Genomic DNA, 16,515 nt, shown 5'->3' with positions numbered 1-16,515 from the left:
AGGTGTATTCCAACATGAAAGTTTGTTTCAACTTGAAAACCAAGGGAGTCGTTTAGGTTACGATGGGCAAACTTGAAGTCAGAAGGATCTGAAGCATGATGTGCAGAGTCATTGTGGCAGATGATCATCCTTTGTTCCGTGAAGGCATGTTGAGAACCATCGAACGGCTTCTGCCGACGGCCACCATAGAACAAGCTGGCAATCTGGATGAAGTATTGGCATTGGCACGTTCAGGGATGGAAGTGGACTCCCTGATACTCGACTTGCGCTTTCCCGGGATCAAATCGCTGCACGTCATCGGCGAGCTGCGCAAGGAATTCAAACGCACCACGATCATCGTGGTTTCAATGGTGGATGACGTGGATGTTATTTCCCAGGTGATGGCGCTGGGGGCCGACGGTTTCATTGGCAAGAATATCGATCCCGGTGGTATTGCCGACGCCATCATGGCAATACGCGAAGGCGAAGTGGTGGTGAAGTATCAAGCCGAGCACTCGGTACTGGACGACGCACTTTCACAACTGACCACGCGTCAACGGCAAGTACTTGCCTTGATCGCGGCCGGCAAGACCAACAAGGAAATAGCCCGGGACCTGGGCATCTCCCCCTTTACGGTGCGCATCCATGTCTCGAGCCTGCTCAAATCCCTGGGCGTCCCCACGCGCGCCGCGGCAGCGGCGCAATTTCCCAACTTCCCAGGCAACGACGGATGGCCGGAAAAGCATGACAATTGAATGTATAACGGTCTCGGATATTGATTGAGCGTTATCCTCTCTACTTGCATCTACGGCTATAGCACACTTGTGCTATAGCATCGCCCAGTACTCTCCCCCTAAGCTGTGGACGCTCCAGAAAAGGCTGCTTGAACAGCCAGACATAAAGAAAGCCAACGCGCCTTACGCCGTGCAGTATCACTGTGCCTATCGAAACATCATGGCGTGCGAAGCCTGTGGGTTAAATAACTCGATAGGCGGCGCGATGCTGGGTCAACTTCACCGCCTGCCCGGTTGAAGTGGAAGGGTCCTGACATTAACTCAAGGAAAGTCATCATGTTCTTCGAATATGGAAAAACACTTGGAAACGGATTGGCACTGTGCGTGCTGGCGGGCGTACTTACCGGTTGTGCAAATACTGGCGACCTGGGCAGCTTGATGAACACATTGAATCAGGGTTCCCAAAAATACGACGTCGCCTACCTCAAGCAAACGATCATTCCGGGCAAGACGACAAAAGGCCAGATCACGCAAATGTTCGGCGCGCCGACCAATGAAGAACTCAACTCGACCAGCACCAGCAACGAGTCGAACTGGACCTATGAAAAGACTGATGAGGGCCTGGATAAGTACATGAAGCTGGCCCATAAGTACGTGTCGACCGAAACGAGCCTGAAGATGTATGAAACTTCGGCACAGCTGGCCAAGGCACAAACCGTGGCCAATGACGTCAGCAGCGTGACCGGTACGAAAACGGGGCAAAGCCAGACCCAGGGTTCGGTACTGACCATCTACTTCGTCGATGACGTCGTGAAGTACTACAGGGTCTACTGACGCAATGGCATTGCCTTTGGGGACAGCATCAAGCCTGTCCCCAATCCTCACCTCATTTCTTCCAAGTACCTGCGCTCAAGACGCAAGCCTTGCAGATAACGAACGACTCCGTTCACGTGCTCTCCCGACGTCCTGCGTGGTGATCCCCTCCTGAAGTATCCCGGCCCGGGCAACTATTCTGAATCGCATTGATGGGCTAGCCGCTACGCTAGTTCAAGGCATCAGAAGCCCATGAGGTTCGAAAACCGGTGGAAAAGAACAGTGAACTCGACCAGGCCACATTACGCCTGACCGTCAGCGCCTGTGCGCTGTTGTATATCGTCATCCTGGCCGGCCTCTATCCAGAAGACGCCGCGAGCTACGTACCCATCATTATCTACATCTGTACGTTCATCGTCGTCTCGGTGTTCCTGCGCATGATCATCAAGCGCTGGCCCGGACACTTCTTCTGGCGGCGCCTTTTCACGATGCTGCATGACTATGCCGGCATCGCATTTGCCATGATCGTGGGTGGAGAGGACACGCTCCCGGTGTACGCTGCATTACTCTGGGTCACGCTGGGCAATGGCATGCGCTTCGGCTCGCGCTACCTGGCGCTGGCAACCGTTGTCGCGCTGTCGACCCTGGTACTGGTTTTCTGGCTGACCCCGTTCTGGCATACGCAGCCCTACATGTTCCTGATGTTGATCGTCACCACCATTGTGGTGCCCGCCTACGCGCACATTTTGCTCAAGCGCACACGGATTGCCTCCGAAGAAGCCATTTTGGCCAATCAGGAGAAATCGCGATTCCTCGCCCAGGCCAGCCATGACCTGCGCCAGCCAATCCATTCCATCGGCCTGTTTACGGCCTGCCTGCGTGACGCCCGACTGGGGCTGGAGGAATTGCGCCTGGTGGACAACATCGACCGTTCGCTGCATACCGTGTCGCAGCTGTTCCGCTCGATCCTGGACATCTACACCCTCGACCACGGCAAGCTGGTCCCACAGGCCGATACCGTCCACCTGGGCACGTTGCTGCAGGACCTCGTCAAGCAGAACACCGAGGCAGCCCGCTGGGCCGGGGTCGAGCTGCGCCTGCGCACCTGTCCTTACTGGGTCAGCGTCAATCCAGGCATGCTGACCACAATGGTCCAGAACCTGCTATCCAACGCCCTCAAATACGCGCCCGGCCAACCGGTGCTGATCGGCGTGCGCCGCCAGGGCAAGCGGCTGGCCGTGGTGATCTACGACAAGGGACGCGGCATTGCCGCCGAACATTTATCCGAAGTGTTCAAGGAGTTCTACCGCGTTCGCCAAGTGCGCGACAAAGATGTCGAGGGCCTCGGCCTCGGCCTCTCCATCGTCAAGCGCATCAGCCAGCTACTCGACGTCGATATACACATCCGCTCCCAAGTCGGAAAAGGCACCCAGGTGGCAATCAGCGGCCTGGAACTGGTAGCGCCCAGGACCCTGGAGCCCAAGGTGCCCCCCGTCCAGAATCGCCTGGACGGATTACGGGTGTGCTTGGTAGAAGACGACGCCAACGTCCTGATGGCGACGTCAGCGCTCTTGGAAAAATGGGGCTGCCAGGTCGAAACCCACAGCGACGGCGAAGGACTGGCCAGCGATTGCGACATTGTCATTGCCGACTTCGACCTGGGCACGAAAGTCTCGGGTGCCGAATGCATCGCCGCGATACGCCAGCAGCGCGGTTGGCAAGTCCCGGCGCTGGTCATTACCGGACATGAGATCGAGCGGATACGCCAATCGCTCCACGACCTGGACATCTCGGTGCTGGCCAAGCCCGTGCGCCCGCCAGAGCTGCGAGCGGTATTGCTTGAACGGGTCAAGCCCATGGATCGCACGGACTCAGTTCACCTCACCCCACCCAGCCGATAGCCGTCTTGGGAATCACTTCGGACTCGTCGAGCTTGGAGGCAAACATGCTCACCGCATCGAGGGCGTCGGTGGTCCCGTTCCGGATCTGCACGATGACCGATCCGGCCTGGTCTGCCAGGGTGACGCCGCGCAAGGCGCCCTCATGGGTCACGTTCATGCTCGCGACCGCTTCCCGGGTTTCGGAGAGGATCATGCCGATCATCTCGGCGATCTCCGACGTGGAGCGACTGGTGCGCCCGGCCAGTTGCCGGACCTCGTCGGCCACCACCGCGAATCCCCTGCCCTGGTCCCCGGCCCGCGCGGCCTCGATGGCCGCGTTGAGGGCCAGCAGGTTGGTCTGGTCGGCAATGCCGCGAATGGTGTTGACGATGGCTGTGATCTCTTCCGAACGTGCGCCCAGTTGTCCAACGAGACGCGCGGAGGCGCCGATGTTGTCGGCAATCTCGCGCATCTCCTTGGCAGTCTGGTGGATCACCTGGGCGCCTTGTTCGGCCACGCGCTCGGTCTCGGCGGAGATATGGTACGCACGGGAAGCACCACGGGAATCCTCTTCGAATTTCTCCACCCGTTCGCTGATGTCACTGGCGAACTTCACGATCTTGCACAACTTGCCTTCGGCGTCGTAGACCGGGTTGTAGCTGGCTTCCAGCCAGACGACTTTGCCGTTTTTACCGAGGCGCTTGAATTGGCCGCTGAAAAACTCGCCGGCGTTGAGACGACGCCAGAAATCACTGTACTCCGAGCTGCTGACCAGGCTCGGCTCACAAAATATCCGGTGGTGCTTGCCCTTGAGTTCAGCCAGTGAGTAATTCATGACATTCATGAAGTTATCGTTGGCTGTCAGGATATTGCCGCCCAGGTCGAACTCGATCACTGCCATGGCCCGGTCGAGGGCCGCCAGCCGGCCACGGGTTTCGGCCTCATTGGCAACCTTGGCGGTGACATCCAGTGCGTACTTGACCACCTTCACGACGCGGCCTTGTTCATCCATCACCGGGTTATAACTGGCTTCCAGCCACACGTTCTGACCTGATGCGCTGCGCCGCTGAAACGTGCCGGACACGAATTGACCGGCGCGCAACTGGTTCCAGAACTCACGATACTCGGCGCTACCCACCAACGCTGGGGGGCAGAAATCCTTGTGGGACACGTTGGCCAATTGATCCGCGCGATAACCCATCGTGCTCAGGAAATTCTCGTTAGCCCGAAGGACCTTGCCATCGGAGCTGAATTCGATAACGGCCATCGATCGCTCGAGGGCATTGACCAGTCCTTTGTAGGTTGCCAATTCGACCGTCCTGGCCATCAGTTCATTTTTTAGTGTTTTATTAAACATGACGTACCCTCGGTAAACCCAGAAGTAACCGGACCTTCTATTCATATCGGCGCGCTGGCGAGGGGCTGAACGGTACGGCGTCATTATGTTTTGGCGTCAAAACCCACCGGATCCATCAACCAGGTTCTAAAGGCCCGCACTTTTGGAGCATCGAGCCGTTCATGGGGATGCTCATGGCGCGGGTCGCGGCACGCCCCAGTGTACGGGCGGCCATGGCGGCGGAAGCCGCGTGGGCACAGGCCTGGGCCGCGACTCATCGATTCAATCGAAGTGGCAAGTGGGGAGGCGCCCGATCTCGGGGCGCGCGTACAGATAGCCTTGCATCAATTCAACCCCCAGGCCCCGCAGCGCAGCACTTTCTTCGTGGGTTTCAACGCCTTCGGCCACGACAATGATCCCCAAACGCTTCGCGACCAGGATAACGCCCTCGACAATCGCTTGCTTGACCGGGTCCTGGTCGATGGTGCGGGTCAGCGCCATGTCGATCTTCAGCACATGGGGCTGGAACATGGCCAGCAAGTTGAGACCTGAATAGCCGGATCCGAAATCATCGATCGCGGTGATGAAACCCTGGCGTTCGTACTCCATGAAAATCGCCTTGAGGTGTTCAGGATCATCCACTCGCTCACCCTCGGTCACTTCGAACATCAGCCTGTCGAGTGGGAAGTGGGCCAGGCGAGCGGCCTCCAGCGTGGCGCGAATACAGGTCTCGGCCCGGTACACGGCATTAGGCAGGAAGTTGATGCTCAACAGGCAATCCGCAATATCCAGGATACCCAGCCGGGCCGCTTCTTCGATGGCCTTGACCCGGCACGCCTGGTCGAACCGATAGCGATTGCCGTCATTCACCTGCCCCAGGATATGGCCGGCCGACTCACCGTTCACCCCTCTTACCAGGGCTTCATACGCGAACGCAGCGCCGGTCCGGACATTGAAGATGGGCTGGAAAGCCATCGTGAAATCAAACCCTAGTGCCGCGTGGTTGCGGCATTCGGCGCAACCGAGGGGTTTGAACGTGTCAGGGGGGAAGTGTTCGGTCATGTCAGATTCCGTCGTGGTCACAGGTCGTCCTTGCCGTTGCAAAGACTCTAGCCAACGCTCACTGAATCGGCAAAGACCCAGGGTTCTGGAGTGCCAGGGCAATACCCTCTTCACCCTTTGCTCGCCGCAGAGGGCCGCGTTCAATCCCAGGGTTGTCGGGGTGTGAGGGCCCTTTCGCGAGCAGGCTCGCTCCCACACGTGATCCTTCACAGTGGATTTGGGGCAGCGCTGAACCCTGTGGGAGCTGGGCTTGCCCGCGAAGGCGGTGGGTCAGGCTGCATGGATTTCGCGGGCAGGCTCGCTCACAAGGACTCAGCCAGTCTGCGAGGTGTGTGAACGATTCATGAAGTGGCCCTGAACCCGTTCAGCCAATCAATTTCGCATACACCGGCCGGTCAATATTCCCACCGGACAGGATCACGCCCACCTTTTTCCCCTGCATCGCTTCACGCTCCTGCATGAGTGCTGCCAAGGCCGCGGCGCCCGCGCCTTCGGCAAGGTTGTGGGTGTCGGTGTAATACACCCGCATGGCCTCGGCAATTTCCGCGTCGCTGACCGCCACGATCCGCGCAGCCCCGGCCCCATAGACAGCAAAGGCCTCGGGAATCGGTCTACGCACGGCCAGGCCGTCGGCAAAGGTATTCGCCGACGCGGTCTCGCATAGCCTGTCCGCTTCAAACGACAACTTCGCCGCAAGGGCCTCGGTGGACACCACGCCCACCACCTGGGTCTTCAGGCCCAAGGCATCGCGGGCGGCGATGACCGCGCAGATCCCCGAGCCGCAGCCTATCGGCACATAGACGGTGTCCAGGTCCGGCACCGCGTTGAACAGCTCAAGCCCATAGGTCGCCACGCCCTTGACCAACTCGGGATGGAACGGCGGCACCAGATAGAGGCCATGCGCTTGGGCCAGGCGTACGGCCTCTTCACGGGCCTCATCGAAATCGCGGCCATACTCGACCACCTCACCGCCAAAACCGCGCATGGCGTTGTTCTTCTCCACCGAGTTACCTTGCGGCACGACGATCAACGCTTTCAAACCCAAGGCCGTGGCCGCCAGCGCCAGGCTCTGGCCATGGTTGCCGCGCGTCGCCGTAACGATACCTTTCACTTCGGGATGCTCACGCTTGAGCCAGCGCACGAAGGTCAGGCCGCCGCGTACCTTGAAGGCCCCCGTCGGGGTGTGATTCTCGTGCTTGACCCACACCGTGCAACCCAGCCGTTCAGCCAACAAGGGCCAGGCGTATTGGGCGGTGGCGGGCATGACTTCGTATAAGTGGCGGGCAGCTTGTTCGATATCGTCGCGAGTCAGTGTGTGCATGATGGACCTCCGGGTTTTGCCCAGTCTAATCAGGGCACCACCGACGGGCTTTCAGAAAACTGACCTGACTTTCAGGCCCGCTCTTCACTACTATGCTGTTCATGAACCCTCGAAACCGCCAACAGCCGCCCCAGTCCGAACCGGTCCGTCGTATCGAAGCAGGGCCCTGGGCGATCGAATTGCTGCCCGGCTGCGCCTACGCCACCCGCTATGTCGCCACCCAGTCGGCCATCGGCTTTGCCTTCGACAGCCAGCGCGGCCTACACGCCATCGGCAGCGACCGCGTGCAACCCTTCGAGGCGATCCCCAACGGCCTGGCTTTCGTCCCCGCCGAATGCGACGTGTTCTCCGAATCCCCCAGGGGCGGTGAATACCTGCGGGTCGTGCGCACCGACGGTATGGCGTTGCCGGGGGAACATGCGTTCAACAACCGTATTGACCCCCAGGCCATCACCCTCGCCCTGAGAATGCGCAGCGCACTGCTGCGTGCCACCGCAGAGGATGACTGGGAGGCCTGGGCGCTCGGATTGGCTGCACGGGTGAAGGACCACAAGACATTTTCTGTACACCCCCACGGCTCCATCACCGGCGGGCGAATGCGCCTGCTCGACGAGTTCATCGATGCCGGTCTCGACGGTCCGCTGGGGGTCAAGGAAATGGCCGGGCTGCTTGGCTTGTCCGAAGGGTATTTCATGCGGGCATTCAAGACTGCCACCGGCAAAAGCCCCCACAGCTACCTGATCGACCGGCGCCTGGCCAAGGCACGGGCGCTGATGCGCGACTCAACTGCCCGACTGACCGATATCGCCCACACTTGCGGCTTCAACTCCCAGGCGCACATGACCACGCTGTTCAAGCAACGCCTTGGCGTCAGCCCGGCGCAGTTGCGCGGGTATTCGAGGCCCTGAACGGGCCGGGCAAGCAGATAGTTTTCGGATCACCTGAGACGCGAGTGGCGCCCAAAATCAAATTGCCATCAGATTGCCTTGCAAAAACACCCGGCCCGTCTAGATTCAAACCTGTCTCCAACCACATCATCAACCACACCTGACAGCCCTTCGGGCGAGAGCGTCTATTGACCTGAAAAACACACTTGGCGTTGCTTTCAATTACTGACACGGAATCAGTCATAACAACAAGAGGGATGCTTGATGAAGCATGGCCATGGGTATCGTTCGCGCTCGCAAAAAGGACCAGCCGGTCTTTTCTGGCTGTCATTGGTTTGCTTTTCAGGCCTGGTGATCGCCAGCTTCTTGCTGTTCGAACAACAGATCCAGGACTTCCTTACATCTCTCAACCTGTACCTGCCCTCGACACCCTCGCAGAAACTCTACCTGGCGTTATTGCTGATCGCCCTGCTGGCGCTGGACGTGGCGCTGCCTGTGCCGTCGAGCATGGTCGCGCTGCTGGCTGTGGCCCTGCTCGGCAGCGTCGGGGGTTACCTGGTGATTTTCGTGGGGCTGTGCCTGGGCGCCGGACTGGGCTATGCCTTGGGAGCCGGCTATTTGCGCCTGTTGTCCGGCCGCCTGGGCCTGCATCAGCGCCAGCCAGGGCAACTGGCCTATCGGTTGGGAACGCTGTCGCTGGTCTGCCTGCGCGGCGTCCCGGTATTGGCGGAAACCTCGGTCGTCGCCGCTGGTATGCAACGCTACCCACTGCGCGCGTTCATTCTGGTCACCACCCTGGCCAACGCAGGCCTCGCATTGGCCTACAGCGCCATCGGCACCTTCCTGGTCGAGCAGAACGTGCTGTTGGTGACACTGCTCGCCAGCATGGTATTGCCCGGGCTGTTCATCGCCGGCTACAGCCTGTTCAAGAGCCTTCGCCGGCACGACGCAGAACAGCCCTTGCACGGACGCTTCAAGGTCAGCTACGACTACCCGGTGGTGTTCACCGACCATGTGTTCGACCCGCTCAATCCCTGCCTGCACCGCCAACTCATGGCCGGTCACAGAGGCCCGGTCACGGTGTTGATATTCGCCGATGAACAACTGCTGCAAAGCACCCCGCACCTGCTGGAACAAATCAACGCCTACTTCGCTTGCCATGTTCCCGACCTGCATCTGCAGGCGCCGCCGATAGCGGTCCCGGCCGGCGAGTCGAGCAAGGATTCACAGGTGTTGCAGCGGCTGTACACCGACATGCTGAAACATGGCTTGGACCGGCATTGCCATGTGCTGGCCCTCGGTGGCGGCGCGGTGCTGGATGCGGTGGGCTACGCCTGTGCCACCTTCCACCGCGGCATTCGCCTGATTCGCATCCCCAGCACCGTGCTCGCCCAGAACGATGCCGGTATCGGGGTGAAAAACGGCATCAACGCCTTTGGTCAGAAGAACCTGCTGGGCGCCTTCTATCCCGCCACCGCGGTCATCAACGATTTTCAGTTGCTGACCAGCCTGACCCGGCGCGACCAGATCGCCGGGCTGGCCGAGGCGGTCAAGGTGGCACTGATCAAGGACCAGGTTTTTTTCCAGTGGATGGAACAACAGGCCGACGCCCTTGCCCACTTCGATCATGGGGCCAGCCGCTATGCGATCCGTCGTTGCGCCGAACTGCATCTGGCGCACATCACCGGTGCCGGTGATCCCTTCGAACGCGGTAACGGGCGGCCCTTGGACTACGGGCACTGGGCCGCCCATAAACTGGAAAACCTCAGTCACCACCGCTTGCGCCATGGTGAAGCCGTCGCCGTGGGCATGGCCCTTGATGGACTCTATGCCAATGCCCTGGGGCTGTTGAGCGATGTCGACTGCGACCGGGTGTTGCGCCTGCTGCTCAAGCTCGGTTTCTGTCTGAACCCTCCGGAGCTGACCTTGAAGGACGCACAGGGACGCTCACAGGTACTGCTCGGGCTGGAAGAGTTCCGCCAGCATTTGGGCGGCCAACTCTCCATCCCCATGCTCAGCCGGATCGGCGAGTCGGTGGACTTGCATGACATCGATACGGCGCGAATGGAGCAGGCCTTGCAGCGACTGTCCACCCAAGTCGATCTTGCGCTCACGCTGGACGAGGGTTGTGCACAATGAACCCTTCGTCGCCGGCCCTCAAAACCTGGCTGACCCTCGGCCGTGTCTCCAACCTGCCCACGGTGTGGACCAACACGTTGGCCGCCGCCCTGCTCGCCAGCAGTGCCGGAGCCCTGGCACCGCCGTCGTCCCTGATGTGGCTCCTGTTGCTGGCGGCACTGTCGCTGCTGTACCTGGCGGGCATGCTGTTGAATGACTTGCTGGACGCCGACTGGGACCAACGACACAACAATCCCCGTCCCATCACCCTGGGGCTGGTCAGCCGCCAGCAGGTGCGACTGGCCACGGCGCTGTTGCTGGTGCTGGCGGCCGCCGCGTTGCTGGGCCTGAGCCGGCTGATCGAACAGCCGCACTGGCTGCTGGGCAGCGCCGCCCTGTTGCTGGGCTGCATCCTCGGCTACAACCTGCTGCACAAGAAATACGCCCACAGCGTATGGCTGATGGGGGCCTGTCGCTCGGCGCTCTACCTCACCGCGGCGGCCAGCCTGGCGATGCCACCGGAACCGATCTGGCTCTGCGCCCTTTTGCTCGGTGTCTACATCAGCGGCCTGACCTATCTGGCCCGCCAGGAACACCGCAACCAACTGGTCAGCCGCCTCCCCCTGCTCTTGATGCTGAGCCCACTGGCCTTGGCGATCTATGCAGGCAGCGCCTGGTTCTGGCCGGTGCTGCTGATATGGCTTGGCTGGTTGGGCTGGCATTACAGGCGCCACCTGGCCAACCCGCGGCAACGGCAGGTCCGCGCGTTCATCGGTGCCGGCCTGGCCGCCCTGCCGCTGTTCGATGCCCTGGTGCTGGCCGTCGCCAACCAGCCGCTGGGCAGCCTGACATGTGTCCTGGTGTTTTTCCTGCTTCCTCATTTCCAACGCTGGATCAAACCCACATGAACACGGACGTGACTGCATCGGCATCGGCGGCCCTCGACATGCGCCACGACTGCCTGAACGAACAAGGTCGGCACTTCATCCAGTCACTGGACGAAACCGAGCGGCAATGGTGGCTCTCGGCGCAGGCGCAACTTGCCCAACGGCCTGACGCCAATACCGCGGCGCTCATGAGCAGCCAATGCAAGCGCAACCTCAAGGAGCGTGCCCAGCCCGACGCTGACGGCTGGAGCAACGTCCAGCTTGCCCGGGCGTTGCTGCTGGCCCAGGTGCTGGAACAGCAGCCCGCCGCCGGGCAAGTCCCCCTGCTGCACCAATTGTTCCTGTGGGGCGACGACCAGGAAAAGGTCGCCACCTTGAAAGCCCTCGATTGGCTCGATAGCCGCGGAGCGTGCTTGGAGCTTGCACGCCAGGCCGGGCGCACCAGTAACAGCCAAGTGTTCGCCGCCCTCGCCCTGGACACCGCCTACCCGTCGCGTCACTACGACGAGCGCGCCTTCCACCAACTGGTGTTGAAAGCCCTGGGCATGGGCCTCGATGTGCGACGCCTGATCGGCCTGACGCAACGACACAGCGTCAGCCTCAACCAGTTGGCCCTCGACCTATTGGACGAACAACTCGCCGCCGAACGAGCGGTGTCCACCGGACTGCCCCACGTGATTGCCTTCGACCTGCTGAGCCCGGCGCAACGCCAACGCCTGGCCGGCCTGAGCCAGCAGCAACGCTTGCCGCCGTCATGGCACGCGCACCTGAGTGGCGCTTCGCCGAACTGATACACGACCGTCTCCCCTGCCTTTTTGACGAGGATTCACCATGCTCAAGTACTTTGACCCGCATATCCACATGGTCAGCCGCACCACCGACGATTACCAGAACATGGCGGCCGCCGGCATCACCGGGGTGATCGAGCCGGCCTTCTGGCAGGGCCAGGCCAGGACCAGCGTCGGCAGCTTCATCGACTACTTCGACACACTGTTGGGCTGGGAACGTTTTCGCGCCAGCATGTTTGGCATCCATCATTTCTGCACCATTGGCCTGAACCCAAAGGAGGCCAATGACCTGTCGGTGGCCAATGAGGTGCTGGAGATTCTGCCGCGCTACCTGGTGAAAGACGGCGTGGTGGCGGTGGGTGAAATCGGCTACGACGACATTACTCCGGAAGAGGATCGCTTCCTCGCCGCCCAATTGGAGCTGGCCAAGCAATTCAATCTGCCGGTGCTGGTGCACACCCCGCACCGCGACAAGATCGGTGGCACCAAACGCACGCTCGCCGTCATTCGCGAGGTCGGCATTGCCGAACATCTGGTGATCATTGACCACCTCAACGAACTGACCCTGCCCCTGGTGTTGGACAGCGACTGCTGGCGCGGCCACTCCATCTACCCCAACACCAAAATGTCGGAACAGCGCATGGTCGCGCTGCTGCAGCAGTACGGCACGGAAAAAATGGTGGTCAACAGCGCCGCCGACTGGGGCATCAGCGACCCGCTCAAAGTGCCCAAGACAGGCCAGGCGATGCTGGCCGCCGGCTTCAGTGAGGCCCAGGTCGAACAGGTGCTGTTCCACAACCCGGTGGACTTTTTTGCCCAGAGCGGCCAGTTGGACAAAACCCTGGTCAGCACGCCCCTGCCCATCGATCAGCGGCGGCAATGGCAAGACAACTCGGCCTTGCGGGGCCAGGAACCGGTGATCAAATGAGTGCCCGCACGGGTTGGACGGCCACGCAGATCGGCTATTGCAGCAACGTGCACCCGACCCACGACCTGGCTGGGCTGCGCGCGTCCATCGAACGGCACTTCCAGACCGTACGCACCCTGCGCGGGCTCGACACGCAGGACAGTGGATTGTGGATCAGCGCCCTCGCCGCCGCCGAACTCCAACAAGCGCCGACCCGTGCGGATTTCCTCGACCTGCTGCAGCGCAGCGGGCTACGCCTGACCTCACTCAATGGGTTTCCCTACGGCCAGTTTCACCAAGGCGCGGTGAAAGCCGATGTCTACCTGCCCAGTTGGGCCGATCCGCAGCGGCTGGCGTACAGCCTGGACCTGGCCCGGTTTCTCGCCCAGGCCCTGCCGGCGGACTGTGCCCAGGGGGTGATTTCCAGCCTGCCCCTGGGCTATGCCGCCCACTGGAGTCCGACGCTACAGCAACGTGCCGAGCACCAACTGCGCGAGCTCACTGCCGGGCTGGCCCGGCTGCAACGGGAGACGGGCAAGAAGATCGTGGTCTGCCTGGAGATGGAGCCCGATTGCGTGCTGGAAAACACCGAGCAGGCCATCGCCTTCTTCCGCCACTGGCAAGCCACGGACCCGCACCATGAACACCTGGCACTGTGCTTTGACGTTTGCCACCAGGCCGTGATGTTCGAAGACTGCTATCAATCACTGGACCGATTGCGTCGGGCCCAGGTCCCCATCGGCAAGATCCAGTTATCCAATGCACTGATTTGTCGCCTGCCTGAGGACGAGCACCGGCGCGAACAGGTGCTCAAGACATTGAGCGGTTTCGCCGAGCCCACCTACCTGCATCAAGTAAAGGCCCGCGATGGGCATGATCGGTTATCGGCCTGGGCCGACCTCCCCGCGGCCCTGGACGATTGTGAGCAGAACCGCGTCTCTCATCCCGAACTGAGGATTCACTTCCACATTCCGCTGTTCAGTGAGCACCTGCTGCTGCCCGAACTCAGCAGCAGCCAGCTTGCCCTGTCGCAGACTTTCGATTTTTTGGCCGACCATGGGGATTTTCGCCCCGTACTGGAAGTGGAAACCTACAGCTGGGGCGTCCTGCCCAGCCAATTGCGGCCCACGACCGAGCACGCCCAACTCCAGGGCATCGCGGCGGAGTTGCATTGGGTCGAGGACCAGTTGCAGCAGCGCCGCTTGCTGCAACCTCAAGCGCCGGAGGCCCATGCCCATGCGCTCTGATCCTGCGCGCCAGCCACTGCTGCTGATCAATGTGGTCGGCCTGACGCCCGCGCTGTTGGGTGCCGCGACGCCCTGCATCAATGCCCTGTTGAAAACGGCCAAGATGGCCACGCTGCAACCGGTGTTCCCGGCGGTCACCTCGACCGTACAGGCTTCGATACTCACGGGCCAGCCACCGTCGGAACACGGCATCGTCGGCAACGGCTGGTATTTTCGCGATCAGGCCGAAGTGCGTTTCTGGCTGCAACCCAATGCGTTGATCCAGGGGGAAAAGGTCTGGCAGACACTCAAGCGTCAGTACCCCGGGTTTCGCTGCAGCCAGTTGTTCTGGTGGTACAACATGTATGCCGACGTGGACGCCGCCATTACCCCACGGCCCCACTACCCGGCCGATGGTCGCAAGATGTTCGGCCTGTATTCGGCGCCGGCCTCGTTGCATGAGCGTATCGAACAGCAGATCGGCGAGTTTCCCTTTCCGAGTTTCTGGGGCCCGGCGGCGGGTATCGCCTCGAGCCGCTGGATCGTCGATTGCGCCATCGCCGAATTCCAGCTCAACCGCCCCGATCTGCAATTGATCTACCTGCCCCACCTCGACTACAGCCTGCAACGCCTGGGGCCCGATCACCCGTCGATTGCCGACGAGGTAAGGGCCATCGACGGTGAAGTCGGGCGCCTGCTGGACTTTGCCCAGGCACAAGGCGCGGCAGTGATGCTGCTGTCCGAATACGGGATCGAAGCCGTCACCCAATCCGTGTCCATCAACCGGTTGTTACGTGCCGAGGGCTTGTTGCAGGTACGCCAATCGCTGACCTGGGAGTTGCTCGACCCCGGTGCCAGTGCCGCGTTTGCCGTGGCCGATCATCAGGTCGCGCACATCTATGTGAAGCAAGCGCGCGACATCCCCCGCGTCAAGGCGCTGTTGCAACGCCAGGCCGGCATCGAACAGGTACTGGATAAAACCGAACAACAGGCCTGGCAACTGGATCATCCCCGCAGCGGCGAGCTGGTGGCCGTGGCCGCGCCCGGTCATTGGTTCGATTACTACTACTGGTTCGACGAGCGCAAGGCCCCCGACTTTGCCCGCACCGTGGATATCCATCGCAAGCCAGGCTACGACCCCCTAGAGCTGTTCATCGACCCGGCCATTCGCTTCCCGAGATTGAAAGTGGCGCGCCGCCTGCTCCAGAAAAAGCTCGGCTTTCGCTACTACATGGACCTGATTCCGCTGGACACCCGCCTGGTCCGCGGCAGCCACGGACGGCTGCCCACGAGCGAGAAGACCGGCCCGCTGCTCATCACCAATTGTGATCTGTCGTTGCCGCAGCACCTTGCGGCCACGGCGGTGAAGCAACTGCTCCTGGAACACTTCCGGGGGCACCCTCATGCCGATACGGCGAATGCCAAGGAGCTTCCATGCGGCGAGCCATTTCCATAACCGTTCTCAGTGCCCTGGCCGGTTTGGCCCAGGCACAGGACACCAATAACTTCGATTGCAGCAACTTCCTGCAATTTGGAGCAGACATCAACCAGACCCGGACCGCGTTTGCCCAGAGTCCCGAGACCATGGCCTGGAACTGGTTCGTCTGCCTGAACCAACCCAGCACCGCGCAAAGCAGCAATCTCGTGTGGGAGATGATGAAGCCCTCGGACCAGGTCTACCTGCCCAACGGTGCTCCACCGGGCACCTATGAAAGCTCCGCGCCGCTCCCGGCCGCGGTGGTGACGCAAGCCACGGCACAAGGCATGGACCTGTCCCGATCCTTCCATAACATCAATGCCACCCAACAGGTCGATGGCCTGATCCTGCAAATGGGTGGTGCCGTGCCCGATGCCCAACAAGGCCACCCCGTACGTTTTCAGTTGCTGATGGGCAAGGACACGTTCGATTACATCGTGAACAAGCAGGTCTACAACGTGAATGGCCAGGCCGCCCTGGCCAACGACCTGAACTTCCCCCCCACCGCCTGGGAGTTGAAAGCCGCGTGGCTGTGGATCGGCACAGACACGACCTACCGACAAACCCTGGTGAACGACGGCTACTACATTGCCCAGGCCTACTACCAGCAGGACGACGGTACTTACCAGGTTGGCTATGTGGCATTGAGCGGTCTGCATGTCGTCAACAAACTGAACGCCAACTGGGTCTGGACCACCTTCGAAAACATCAACAACAGCAAATACACCGTCACCAATGCTGCCCCGCCTGCACCGATGACCAACACCACGGGGCCAACTCCGGCCGCCAAGCCAGTGAATGCCAGTTTCCAGGCCAATAACCGGAACCTGTCGAAGTACGAGTTGATCGGGGTCGAGTTCCAACCCATCACCCAGGTACTGGCCAACTCACAACTGGAATCGGCGTTCCAGAACACCTCGTCCTGCCTGGCCTGCCACGGCACCGCCGCCTATTCGAACGACAAAGGCTACTTCAATTTCGCTCTGAACCAAGGGGGCGGCATCGTCTATCCCACCACCCCGCTGCCGCCCTCGGCATTCGATGGCTACAAAAAACTGGACTTTGTCTGGTCGCTGAAACGCGCCCAGTGGCAACGCTAA

At 61.0% G+C, this 16,515-nt stretch carries 13 protein-coding genes and 2 pseudogenes; 11 read left to right on the top strand and 4 right to left on the bottom strand.

Going from position 1 to position 16,515, the window contains the following annotated elements:
* Positions 1-95: 95 nt before the first annotated feature.
* The 3 genes from ACMTA2_RS14650 (at position 96) to ACMTA2_RS14640 (ending at position 3,427) form a co-directional block, all read left to right on the top strand.
* Positions 96-734 carry a LuxR C-terminal-related transcriptional regulator gene (locus ACMTA2_RS14650; RefSeq protein WP_413795396.1) on the top strand — a complete coding sequence of 213 codons (639 nt, stop codon included), beginning with the start codon at positions 96-98 and terminating at the stop codon, positions 732-734.
* Positions 735-1,049: 315 nt separating this feature from the next.
* A complete protein-coding gene (locus tag ACMTA2_RS14645; RefSeq protein ID WP_413795395.1) occupies positions 1,050-1,547 on the top strand; it encodes a hypothetical protein in 498 nt (165 codons plus the stop codon).
* 248 nt (positions 1,548-1,795) lie between these two features.
* Positions 1,796-3,427, top strand: coding sequence for an ATP-binding response regulator (locus tag ACMTA2_RS14640; RefSeq protein ID WP_413795394.1), 1,632 nt, complete (start codon positions 1,796-1,798; stop codon positions 3,425-3,427).
* On the opposite strand, the pseudogene ACMTA2_RS14635 reads toward ACMTA2_RS14640, so the two are convergent.
* The 4 genes and pseudogenes from ACMTA2_RS14635 to ACMTA2_RS14620 all read right to left on the bottom strand — a co-directional run.
* A pseudogene (locus ACMTA2_RS14635) lies at positions 3,408-3,881 on the bottom strand (methyl-accepting chemotaxis protein); the annotation flags it as partial. The gene ACMTA2_RS14640 and the pseudogene ACMTA2_RS14635 sit on opposite strands and share 20 nt — an antisense overlap.
* Positions 3,882-3,995: 114 nt before the next feature.
* Positions 3,996-4,733, bottom strand: a pseudogene (locus tag ACMTA2_RS14630) (PAS domain-containing protein); the annotation flags it as partial.
* 291 nt (positions 4,734-5,024) lie between these two features.
* Entirely contained in the window at positions 5,025-5,804 is a 780-nt protein-coding gene (locus tag ACMTA2_RS14625) for an EAL domain-containing protein (protein ID WP_413795393.1), read from the bottom strand.
* A gap of 364 nt (positions 5,805-6,168) precedes the next feature.
* Positions 6,169-7,125 carry a threonine dehydratase gene (locus ACMTA2_RS14620; protein ID WP_413795392.1) on the bottom strand — a complete coding sequence of 319 codons (957 nt, stop codon included), beginning with the start codon at positions 7,123-7,125 and terminating at the stop codon, positions 6,169-6,171.
* A 92-nt stretch (positions 7,126-7,217) separates the two neighbouring features.
* Between ACMTA2_RS14620 and ACMTA2_RS14615 the strand changes: the two genes are divergently transcribed.
* From ACMTA2_RS14615 to ACMTA2_RS14580, 8 genes are all read left to right on the top strand, one after another.
* On the top strand, positions 7,218-8,033 hold the full coding sequence (locus ACMTA2_RS14615; protein ID WP_413795391.1) for a helix-turn-helix transcriptional regulator: 816 nt from the start codon (positions 7,218-7,220) through the stop codon (positions 8,031-8,033).
* 243 nt (positions 8,034-8,276) lie between these two features.
* Complete coding sequence (locus ACMTA2_RS14610) at positions 8,277-10,151, top strand: 3-dehydroquinate synthase (RefSeq protein WP_413795390.1); 1,875 nt, start codon at positions 8,277-8,279, stop codon at positions 10,149-10,151.
* Complete coding sequence (locus tag ACMTA2_RS14605; RefSeq protein WP_413795389.1) at positions 10,148-11,038, top strand: UbiA family prenyltransferase; 891 nt, start codon at positions 10,148-10,150, stop codon at positions 11,036-11,038. The genes ACMTA2_RS14610 and ACMTA2_RS14605 overlap by 4 nt, the downstream gene beginning before the upstream one ends.
* Positions 11,035-11,808: an EboA domain-containing protein gene (locus tag ACMTA2_RS14600; RefSeq protein WP_413795388.1), complete on the top strand. Its 774-nt coding sequence runs from the start codon at positions 11,035-11,037 to the stop codon at positions 11,806-11,808. Before ACMTA2_RS14605 ends, ACMTA2_RS14600 begins: the two co-directional genes overlap by 4 nt.
* Before the next feature lie 40 nt (positions 11,809-11,848).
* Positions 11,849-12,733: a TatD family hydrolase gene (locus ACMTA2_RS14595; RefSeq protein WP_060741816.1), complete on the top strand. Its 885-nt coding sequence runs from the start codon at positions 11,849-11,851 to the stop codon at positions 12,731-12,733.
* Entirely contained in the window at positions 12,730-13,959 is a 1,230-nt protein-coding gene (gene eboE / locus ACMTA2_RS14590) for a metabolite traffic protein EboE (protein WP_413795387.1), read from the top strand. Before ACMTA2_RS14595 ends, eboE begins: the two co-directional genes overlap by 4 nt.
* Complete coding sequence (locus ACMTA2_RS14585) at positions 13,949-15,394, top strand: alkaline phosphatase family protein (RefSeq protein ID WP_413795386.1); 1,446 nt, start codon at positions 13,949-13,951, stop codon at positions 15,392-15,394. Before eboE ends, ACMTA2_RS14585 begins: the two co-directional genes overlap by 11 nt.
* A complete protein-coding gene (locus ACMTA2_RS14580) occupies positions 15,373-16,515 on the top strand; it encodes a hypothetical protein (RefSeq protein WP_413795385.1) in 1,143 nt (380 codons plus the stop codon). Before ACMTA2_RS14585 ends, ACMTA2_RS14580 begins: the two co-directional genes overlap by 22 nt.

The organism is Pseudomonas medicaginis (genome assembly GCF_965119365.1).
Taxonomy (GTDB): domain Bacteria; phylum Pseudomonadota; class Gammaproteobacteria; order Pseudomonadales; family Pseudomonadaceae; genus Aquipseudomonas.
Note: the sequence above shows the minus strand (reverse complement) of the source record. Positions and strands in the feature narration are given on the sequence as shown.